Source organism: Nocardiopsis sp. TNDT3 (genome assembly GCF_003427465.1).
In the GTDB taxonomy this organism is placed as follows: domain Bacteria; phylum Actinomycetota; class Actinomycetes; order Streptosporangiales; family Streptosporangiaceae; genus Nocardiopsis; species Nocardiopsis dassonvillei.
The window spans coordinates 1-6,985 of sequence record NZ_QPFC01000233.1; the positions used below are offsets into that span (position 1 = coordinate 1).

A 6,985-nucleotide genomic window follows, 5' to 3' on the forward strand; every position below is an offset into this window, starting at 1 on the left:
GCGCCGCCCCACCGGGCGGCGCCGTCGTCGGTCCTTCGGCCCCTCGGCCGCCGGGGCGTCAGCCCGAGCGCTCGACCACGTAGTCGCACAGCGCCTCGAAGGCGCCCCTGGCCGGGCTCTCGGGCAGGGTCGCCAGCTCCGCGCGCGCCTTGTCGGCCCAGCCGCGCAGCGTGGCCTCGGCCTCGGCCATCGCCGGGTGCACCCGCAGCAGCGCCAGCGCCTCCTCGGCCTCCTCGTCGTCCAGCGGACGGCCCAGCAGCGACTTGAGCCGCTCGTCCGCCGCGTCCCGGGAGCGCAGCGCGTAGAACATCGGCAGGGTCAGCACGCCCTCGCGCAGGTCGGTCCCCGGGGTCTTGCCCGAGTCGGTGCTCTCGCTCGCCACGTCCAGCAGGTCGTCGGCCAGCTGGAAGGCCATCCCCAGCGCGTCGCACGCCCGCGTGACCGTCCCGATCGTCTCGGGGTCGACCTTGCCGAACATGCCGCCGAACTCCGCCGACGACGCGATCAGGGAGGCCGTCTTGTCGCTGATCACCCGCAGGTAGTGGTCCAGCGGGTCGGTGCCCTCCTGGGGACCGGAGGTCTCCAGGATCTGCCCCTGCACCAGGCGCCCGAACGTGGTCGCTTGGAGCCGGACCGCCTCGGTGCCCAGGTCGGCGAGCATCTCCGAGGCGCGGGCGAACACGTAGTCGCCGGTCAGGATGGCGACGCTGTTGCCCCAGCGCTGGTTGGCGCTGGGCTCGCCGCGCCGCAGCTCGGCCTCGTCCATGACGTCGTCGTGGTAGAGCGTGGCCACGTGTGTGAGCTCCACCACGGCCGCGGCCGGGATGAGGTCGGGCACGGACGGGTCGCCGAAGTGGGCGGCCAGCAGCACCAGGGTCGCGCGGAAGCGCTTGCCCCCGGCGGCCAGCAGGTGGGACGCCGCCTCGGTCAGCAGGGGGTCGCTCGACGCGACCGACTCCCGCAGCAGGTCCTCGACCTTCTCCAGGTTGTCCTGGACCTCCCGGGCAAGGGCATCGTCGACTCTCGGCAGAGCGAGAAACCCGCTCGGGACAGCACCGCTCACCGTACAGCTCCACCTGTCGAACGGCACGGAGGTGACCCCGGGTGAGGGGGCCACCGCGTGCTCAGCACATGAACATGATCCGACTTGCCACGGTATCCGACCCGGAATGAACAGCCAAAGCCACACCCGGGTACGGAACCGGCAGGTGACGAATCCCAGGTCAGACCTGGTAATTGGTCACTCTGCCGGTCACTCGTGGTCAGCGCCCGCGTCCGTCCGGAAACCGCGGCCCGTACCCGCCGGTCACCGCGCGTTCACGGTCGCCGGTCACTCCGTGCCTCCGGCCTGCGTCGACGCCTGTTCGACCATCACCGAGGTCGGGGCCTGGTCGGCGTCGGCCGGGGGCAGCAGGTTGTCGAGCACCGCCCCCGGGTACACGCCGAGCAGCAGCGTCGCCGCCACCCCGATCGCGATGACCCCGCCCGTGGCCGCGCCCGCGCGCACCACCGTGGGGCCCTCGCCCTCCGGGTCCCGGAAGAACATCACCACGATGATCCGCACGTAGAAGAACGCGGTCACCGCGCTGCTCAGCACACCGACCACGACCAGCGGGACGGCGCCAGCGGCCACCGCCGCCTCGAACACCGCGAACTTGCCGATGAAGCCGCTCGTGAGCGGGATCCCGGCGAACGCCAGCAGGAACAGCGCCAGCGCCCCGGCCAGCACCGGCGAGCGGCGGCCCAGCCCCGCCCACCGGTCCAGGTCGCCCAGCTCCTGGCCGCCGTCCTTGGTCCGCACCAGCGTCACCACGGCGAACGCGCCCAGCGTGGTGAACCCGTAGGCCGCCAGGTAGAACATGGCGCCCGCGAGCCCGTCCGTGCTGCCCGCCACGACGGCGGTCAGGATGAACCCGGCGTGCACCACCGACGAGTAGGCCAGCAGCCGCTTGACGTCGCGCTGGGTCACCGCGATGACCGCGGCCACGACCATCGTCAGGACGGCCACCGCCCACAGCATCGGCTCCCAGGTCTGGGCCGAGCCGCCGAAGGGCACGAAGAACACCCGCAGCAGGGCGCCGAACGCGGCGACCAGCGTGCAGGAGGCCATCAGCGCCGTGATCGGGGTCGGCGCGCCCTGGTACACGTCCGGCTTCCAGTTGTGGAAGGGCACCGCGCCGACCTTGAACAGCAGGCCGATCGCCACCAGGCCGATGCCCATGAGCAGCAGCGGCTCGCCGTCTCCGCCCTGGAAGACGTCCGCGCCGCCCGCCTCGACGGCCGCGCGGATCTCGCCGAAGTTCACCGAGCCCGCGTAGCCGTAGACCATGGCGGCGCCGAACAGGAAGAACGCCGAGGAGAACGCGCCCAGCAGGAAGTACTTGACCGCGGCCTCCTGCGAGAACAGGCGGCGGCGCCGGGCCAGCCCGCACAGCAGGTACAGCGGCAGGCTCATGACCTCCAGCGCGATGAACATCGTCAGGAAGTCGTTCGAGGCCGGGAACATCAGCATCCCCAGCACCGCGAACATCACCAGCGGGTACACCTCGGTGTGCTGGGAGCCCGCCAGGATGTGCGCGCGCTCCTCCTCGCTCCCGGGCACCGTCGCCGCCTGCGCGGCGAACGCGTCGCGCCCGTCCCGGCGCTCGGAGATCAGCAGCAGGCTCACCAGCGCGAGCACGGTGATGGTGCCCTGGAAGAAGATCACCGTCCGGTCCACCGCCAGCGCCCCGGCGCCGACCGTCACCCCCGGCGCGTCCTCGGGCAGCGAGCCCACCTGGAGCACCAGCAGGACGAACGCGGCCAGCAGCGCGAGCGCCGCGAGCCCGATCTGGATGGCGCGGCGCCGCCCCTGGGGGACGAACGCCTCGAACAGCACGCCCAGAACACCGGCGGCGAACACCGTGAGCAGCGGCGCGAGCAGCCACCAGTCCATCTGCGGCGCCGCCTCGGTGATGACGGGAAGGTCCATGTGGGGGATCACTCCGCGTCTCCTTCCTCTTCCTGGGCGCCCTCGGCGCCCCCGGTCCCGCTGTCAGGGCCCGCGCCGACCTCCACGGTGCGCTCCACCGCGGGGTTGATCACGTCCAGCACCGGCTGCGGGTAGAGCCCGAGCAGGAGGATGAGCGCGAGCAGCGGGGCCACCGCCCACGTCTCCCGCGCGGACAGGTCGCGCAGGCCGGTCAGGTCCTCCCGGGTGGGTCCGTTCATGGTGCGCTGGTACATCCACAGGATGTAGAGCGCGGCCAGGACCACGCCGACCGCCGCGACGATCGCGGGGGCCGGGCTGAACGCGTACACGCCGACGAACACCAGGAACTCGCTGACGAACGGCGCCAGCCCCGGCAGCGCCAGACCGGCCAGGCCCGTCACCAGGAACACCCCGGCCAGCTTGGGCGCGATCCGCTGCACGCCGCCGTAGTCGCTGATGAGCGCGGAGCCGCGGCGGGCGATCAGGAAGCCCACGACCAGGAACAGCGCCCCGGTCGCGAACCCGTGGTTGACCATGTACAGGGCGGCCCCGGCCTGCCCCTGCGCGGTCAGGGCGAAGATGCCCAGGGTGATGAAGCCGAAGTGGGAGACCGACGTGTAGGCCACCAGGCGCATCATGTCGTTCTGCCCGATGGCCAGGATCGCGCCGTAGATGATGCTCACCAGACTCAGCGCCACCACCGGCCACACGAACCAGGACACGGCCGCCGGGAACAGCTCCAGGCAGTAGCGCAGCATCCCGTAGGTGCCGACCTTGTCCAGCACGCCCACCAGCAGCACGGCGGTGCCCGGGCGCGAGGCGCCCGCCGCCGAGGGCAGCCAGGTGTGCACGGGCCACATCGGCGCCTTGATCGCGAAGGCGATGAAGAAGCCGAGGAACAGCCAGCGGGCCGTGGCCGGGTCCACGGCGGCCAGGGCGCTGCCCTCGCCGACCAGGTCGCTCCACAGGAAGGTGCCGCCGACGACGTACACGCCGATCACCGCGACCAGCATGACCAGGCCGCCGGCGAGGCTGTAGAGCAGGAACTTGACCGCGGCCCTGGACCGGTCGTCGCCGCGCCCGTAGCGCCCGATCATGAAGTAGACCGGGATGAGCATGGCCTCGAAGAACACGTAGAACAGGAAGACGTCGGTGGCGGCGAAGACGCCGATCATCATCGCTTCCAGGACCAGGATGAGCGCGAAGTACCCGCGCCCCCCGTCCTCCCGGTCGTCGTGCTCGTGCCAGGCGGCCAGGACCACCAGCGGCACCAGCACGGCCGACATCAGGACCAGCGCCAGGGCGATGCCGTCCACGCCCACGGCGTAGCTGACGCCGAAGCGCGGGATCCAGGGGTAGACCTCCTCGAACTGGAGGGCCCCCGCCCGGGAGGTGTCGAACTGCAGGGCCATGGCCCCGAGCACGAGCAGGGTGGCGAGCGAGAAGCCCAGCGTGATCCGCTTGGCGGTCTCGGCCGGGGCCCCGCCCTTGGCCGCGGCGGCGGGCCGCACGGCCGTCGCCGTGGCGGTGGCGCCCGCGGAGGAGGCGGTGGCGGACGAGGCGGCCGAGGCCGCGGCCGTCCGCTCCGTGGCGGCCTTGGCGGTGCGCGGCAGCGCCCAGACCAGGACCGCGCCGACCGCGGGGAGCGCGATCGCGATGGTGAGCCAGGGGATCATGTCAGAACCTCACAGCCAGCGTCGCGGCGACGATGACGGCGCCGAAGAGCATGGTGAGCGCGTACGTGCGGGCGAACCCGGTCTGGACCCGGCCCAGCCCGCTGGAGGAGTCGCGCACCCCGGCGCCGAGCCCGTTGACCGCCCCGTCGATGACCTTGTCCTCGATGACGAGCAGGGCCCGGGTGAGCTGCTGGCCGGGCCGCATGAGCAGGCCCTCGTTGATCTCGTTGCCGTACAGCTCGCGGCTGGCGGCGACGGTGACGAGGTTGCCCTCGGGCGCGGTGCGCTCCACGGGCTTGCGCAGGTAGACCGCCCAGGCGGCGGCCACGCCCAGGACCATGACGCCCAGGGCGGCCAGTCCGTAGGGCGCGGTGAACGCGTGCACGACGTCGAAGTGGTGCGGGTGGGCCCCGGTGGCCGGGGTCAGGAAGCCCGCGAACCGGTCGCCGAGCGTGAGGAAGGCGCCCAGCGCGACCGACCCGACGGCCAGCACCACCATGGGGGCGGTCATGCTGACCGGCGACTCGTGCGGGTGCACGCCCTCGTCCCACCGCTTCTTGCCGAGGAAGGTCATGAAGACCATCCGCGACATGTAGAAGGCGGTGAGCCCCGCGCCGACGATGACGGCGGTCCCGAGCACCATGCCCTGGGTGCCGCCCACGCCGAAGGCCGCGGAGATGATGCTCTCCTTGGTCCACCAGCCCGACAGCAGCGGGAAGCCGATGATGGCCAGGTAACCGAGGCCGAAGGTGACGAAGGTGACCGGCATGACGCGGGCCAGGCCGCCGTAGCGGCGCATGTCCACGCCGTCGTTCATGGCGTGCATGACCGATCCGGCGCCCAGGAACAGCCCGGCCTTGAAGAAGCCGTGCGTGACCAGGTGGGCGATGGCGGCCACGTAGCCGACCGGGCCGAGCCCGGCGGCCAGGACCATCATGCCGATCTGGCTCATCGTGGACCCGGCCAGGGACTTCTTGATGTCGTCCTTGGCCGAGGCGATGATCCCGCCCGCCAGCATGGTCGCGGCGCCCACGACGGTGACCACGGTCTGGGCGACCGGGGCGCCCTCGAAGATGGGTCCGGCGCGCACGATGAGGTACACGCCCGCGGTGACCATGGTGGCCGCGTGGATGAGCGCGGACACCGGGGTCGGGCCCTCCATGGCGTCGAGCAGCCACGCCTGGAGCGGCAGCTGCGCGGACTTGCCGCAGGCGCCCAGGAGCAGCAGCAGCCCGACGGCGAGCAGCACGCCGTCGCTCGCGCCCGGGACGGCCGCGAACACGTCGCTGAAGCTGACCGCGCCCAGCACCGCGAACATGATCATGATCGCGATGAGCAGGCCCATGTCGCCGACGCGGTTGATGAGGAACGCCTTCTTGGCGGCCACCGCGGCGGAGGGCTTGTACTGCCAGAACCCGATGAGCAGGTAGGACGCCAGGCCCACGCCCTCCCAGCCGAGGAAGAGCAGCACGAAGTTGTCCGCGAGCACCAGCACGAGCATGGCGGCCACGAACAGGTTGAGGTAGGCGAAGAAGCGCCGCCTGCCCGGGTCCTCGGCCATGTAGCCGATGGAGTAGATGTGGATGAGCGACCCCACGAAGGTGATCAGCAGGACGAAGCTGATCGAGAGGGGGTCGACGAGCAGGTCCACCCCGGCGGAGAACTCCCCGACGGAGAACCACTCGTAGACGGGGACGGAGACGCTGCGGGCGTCGGCCGCCCTGCCGAGCAGGTCGAACAGGACGAGCAGCGCCCAGGCGAAGGAGGCGACCGGCAGGGCCGTGGCCAGCCAGTGCCCCCACTTGTCGGTGCGCCTGCCGCCGAGCAGCAGGATCGCCGCGCCCGCGAGCGGCAGGGCGATGAGCAGCCATGCGCCCGACAGCACCGCGCTGTCGGCCGCGGTCGCCACCACGGGTTCGGCGGCGAGGTACGCGTGAGATGTCACAGCCACGTCGCCTTCTAGTGCTTGAGCAGGTTGGCGTCATCCAGCGACGCCGACCTGCGGGTTCGGAAGATCTGCATGATGATCGCGAGGCCCACGACCACCTCGGCGGCGGCGACGACCATCACGAAGAAGGCGATGACCTGCCCCTCGATGTCCCCGTGCATCCGGGCGAACGCGACGAACGCCAGGTTGCAGGCGTTGAGCATCAGCTCCACGCACATGAAGACGATGATCGCGTTGCGCCGGACCAGGACGCCGACGGCGCCGATGGTGAACAGCAGCGCCGCGAGGACGATGTAGTTCATCGGGTCCACGAGGACTCGACCTCCTGCCCGTTGCCGTTGCCGTTGCGCGGCCCGTCCGCGTCGTCGGGACCGTCGGGGCCCACGGCCC

General features: G+C 71.6%; 5 protein-coding genes. All 5 read right to left on the minus strand.

Annotated features, from left to right (window positions below; genetic code table 11):
* Window positions 1-58 precede the first annotated feature (58 nt).
* Window positions 59-1,063, minus strand: a complete 1,005-nt coding sequence (locus DQW06_RS06355; RefSeq protein ID WP_013156055.1) for a polyprenyl synthetase family protein — start codon at window positions 1,061-1,063, stop codon at window positions 59-61.
* A 267-nt stretch (window positions 1,064-1,330) separates the two neighbouring features.
* Window positions 1,331-2,971 (minus strand): NADH-quinone oxidoreductase subunit NuoN, encoded by a 1,641-nt coding sequence (nuoN, locus tag DQW06_RS06360; RefSeq protein WP_071623122.1) that lies wholly within the window; start codon window positions 2,969-2,971, stop codon window positions 1,331-1,333.
* Between the two features lie 8 nt (window positions 2,972-2,979).
* Window positions 2,980-4,647 carry an NADH-quinone oxidoreductase subunit M gene (locus tag DQW06_RS06365; protein ID WP_117198133.1) on the minus strand — a complete coding sequence of 556 codons (1,668 nt, stop codon included), beginning with the start codon at window positions 4,645-4,647 and terminating at the stop codon, window positions 2,980-2,982.
* Between the two features lies 1 nt (window position 4,648).
* Complete coding sequence (gene nuoL, locus DQW06_RS06370) at window positions 4,649-6,592, minus strand: NADH-quinone oxidoreductase subunit L (RefSeq protein WP_041553395.1); 1,944 nt, start codon at window positions 6,590-6,592, stop codon at window positions 4,649-4,651.
* A gap of 14 nt (window positions 6,593-6,606) precedes the next feature.
* Window positions 6,607-6,906, minus strand: a complete 300-nt coding sequence (gene nuoK / locus DQW06_RS06375; protein ID WP_013156051.1) for an NADH-quinone oxidoreductase subunit NuoK — start codon at window positions 6,904-6,906, stop codon at window positions 6,607-6,609.
* Between the last annotated feature and the right edge of the window lie 79 nt (window positions 6,907-6,985).

Coding starts and splice junctions, on each gene's coding strand:
- nuoN (WP_071623122.1), bottom strand. CDS start 2,971: ATGGACCTTCCCGTCATCACCGAGGCGGCGCCGCAGATGGACTGGTGG.
- DQW06_RS06365 (WP_117198133.1), bottom strand. CDS start 4,647: ATGATCCCCTGGCTCACCATCGCGATCGCGCTCCCCGCGGTCGGCGCG.